Source organism: Marinibaculum pumilum, from assembly GCF_042646425.1.
Taxonomy (GTDB): domain Bacteria; phylum Pseudomonadota; class Alphaproteobacteria; order Ferrovibrionales; family Ferrovibrionaceae; genus Marinibaculum; species Marinibaculum pumilum.
Window position 1 is genome coordinate 102780 of sequence record NZ_JBHRTR010000026.1, and the last position, 2806, is coordinate 105585.

The window sequence follows — 2806 nt, forward strand, 5'->3', positions numbered from 1 at the left end:
CCGCTACGACCCCTGCTTCCGCCTGCGGCTCTATCCGATGCTGTCGGAGCGGCCGCTGGCCGGGTCGCTGCGGGCGCTGAACCGCCGGCTGCGGCCGCTGCGGCGCTGCCTGGCGGAGGTGCCGCTGGCCCCGGCGCACAATCGCCTGACCGCGGCCCGGCTCGTCAGGGCGCCGGGCGGCCTGCGGGCGCTGGGCTGGCAGGCCGCGGACCGCAACGACCCCGTCTGGGACCCAGCGGTCCTGTCGGAGGCGGGCGGCCTGGATGACCGCGCCGCGCGACGCCTGCTGGCGCGGGTGCTGGGCCGGGCGCCGACCCCGGCGGAGCGCGCCCGGCTGACCCTGTACCGGGCGATGGCGCCGGCGATCGAGGCGGCGGAGGCTGATCTGCGCCGCGGCCGCGGTGGTCAGGCCGGCCTGGAGCTGGCCCGCCGGGATGCGGCTTGGCGGCGGGCGCAGCGCCGGATCGCGGCGCCCGGCTTCCGCGCCGCCACTGGCATCCTGGGCCGCGGGGGCAGGGCATGAACGACGCGAAAGCATTCCGCGGCCTGCCGCCGCCGCCGCGGGCGCTGCGCCGGCCGCAGCGGCACGAAGCCCATGGCACCGCCTGGGAGGATCCCTATCACTGGCTGCGCGACGACAACTGGCAGGCGGTGATGCGCGACCCGACGCAGCTTGACGCGGGCATCCGCGGCCATCTGGAGGCGGAGAACGCCTATACCAGTGCCGCCCTGGCGGACACGGCCGGCCTGCAGGAGACGATCTTCGCCGAGATCCGCGGCCGCATCCGGGAGGACGAGGCCGGCGTGCCGGTGCCGGAGGACGGCTTCGCCTATTACAGCCGCTTCCGCACCGGCGGGCAGCATCCGCTGTTCTGCCGCCTGCCGCTGGCGGCGGTGGCGGAATGGACACCGGCCGGTCCGCCGCCGCCGTCGGAGCAGCTCCTGCTGGACGGCGATGCCCTGGCAGAGGGCCATGCCTATTGCGACATCGGCGGCGGCGAGCCCAGCAGCGACCATCGCCTGTTCGCCTATGCGCTGGACCTGAAGGGCTCCGAATTCTTCGCCATCCGGGTCCGCGACCTGGCGACCGGCGCCGACCTGCCGGACGTCCTGGAGGACAGCAACGGCTCCTTCGTATGGGCGGAGAACGGGCAGACGCTGTTCTACACCGTGCTGGACGAGAATCACCGCCCCTACGGCGTGAAGCGGCACCGCCTGGGCGACGACCCGGCCGGCGACCCGCTGGTCTATCGGGAGGCCGATCCCGGCTTCTTCGTCGGCGTCGGCAAGACCGCCAGCCGCCGCTGGCTGGTGATCTCCGCCCACGACCATACCACCGCGGAGCTGCGGATCTGCCCGGCCGACCGGCCGGACGCGGACTGGCGGCTGGTCGCGCCGCGCGAACGCGACGTGGAATACGACCTGGAGGATCTGGGCCCGCAGGACGGCGAGCGGAACGGCGGCGACCGGTTCGTGATCCGCACCAATGCCGACGGGGCGGAGGACTTCAAGCTGGTCACCGCGCCGGTGGACGATCCGGGCCGCGCCAACTGGTCCGACCTGGTGCCGCACCAGCCGGGCCGGCTGATCGTCGGCCTGCGGGTGACCGCGCGCCACCTGGCCTGGCTGCAGCGGGTCGACGCCCTGCCGCAGATCGTGGTGCGGGACCAGCTCGATGGCAGCCAGCACCAGATCGCGATGGCGGAGGAGGTGTACAGCCTGGGGCTTGGCGCCGACATGCCGTTCGACGGCAGTCTGCTGCGCTACACCTATTCCTCGCCGACGACGCCCGACCAGGTGATCGACTATGACATGACCGCGCGTCGCGGCACCCTGCGCAAGACGCGGGAGGTGCCGTCCGGCCACGATCCGGCGGATTATGTCGCCCGCCGCCTGCTGGCACCGGCACCCGACGGAGAGACGGTGCCGGTCTCGGTGCTGCACCGGGCGGACCTGGTGCCCGGGCCGGAGACGCCCTGCCTGCTGTACGGCTATGGCTCCTATGGCATCACCATCCCTGCCGGCTTCGCGCCCGGCCGGCTGAGCCTGGTGGATCGCGGCTTCGTCTTTGCCATCGCTCATGTCCGCGGCGGCCAGGCGCGCGGCCGCCGCTGGTACCTGGACGGCAAGGGGCCGAAGAAGACCAACACCTTCACCGACACCATCGCCGCGGCCGAGCATATGGTCGCGGAGGGGCTGACCGGCGCCGGCCGGATCGCCGTGCAGGGCGGCTCCGCCGGCGGCATGCTGGTCGGTGCGGTGCTGAACATGCGGCCCGACCTGTTCGGCGCCGCAGTGGGGGAGGTGCCGTTCGTCGACGTGCTGAACACGATGCTCGACGACAGCCTGCCGCTGACCCCGCCGGAATGGCAGGAATGGGGCAACCCGATCGAGGATGCGGCCGCCTTCGCCACCATCCGCGACTATGCGCCCTACGAGAACCTGGCCGACCGGCCTTATCCGCCGGTCCTGGCAACCGCCGGCCTGACCGATCCCCGTGTCACCTACTGGGAGCCGGCGAAATGGATCGCGCGGCTGCGCGAGGTGGCGCCCGACGCCGGCCCCTACCTGCTGAAGACCTACATGGAGGCCGGCCATGCCGGCGCCGCCGGCCGCTGGGACCGGCTGAAGGAGACCGCCCTGGTCTACGCCTTCATCGTGAAGGTGCTGGGCAGGGAGAAGTAGGGGCGGGGGGGTCGGAGGGGGCTCCACCATCTCCGTCGTCCTCGGGCTTATATGAGGCGGCTTGTGTCAAGGCGTTGCCGGTAGATTTGCAGCAGCTTTTTCTGTCGGGCGGGGCGCAGGT

Annotated in this window: 2 protein-coding genes; both read left to right on the plus strand. The window is 72.7% G+C overall.

The window, feature by feature from the left end:
- Nucleotides 1-523 (plus strand): hypothetical protein (locus ACFOGJ_RS12125; protein ID WP_379900661.1); only part of this gene is annotated, 523 nt, incomplete at its 5' end.
- Complete coding sequence (locus tag ACFOGJ_RS12130; protein ID WP_379900663.1) at nt 520-2685, plus strand: S9 family peptidase; 2166 nt, start codon at nt 520-522, stop codon at nt 2683-2685. The genes ACFOGJ_RS12125 and ACFOGJ_RS12130, both read left to right, overlap by 4 nt.
- Nucleotides 2686-2806: the final 121 nt, after the last annotated feature.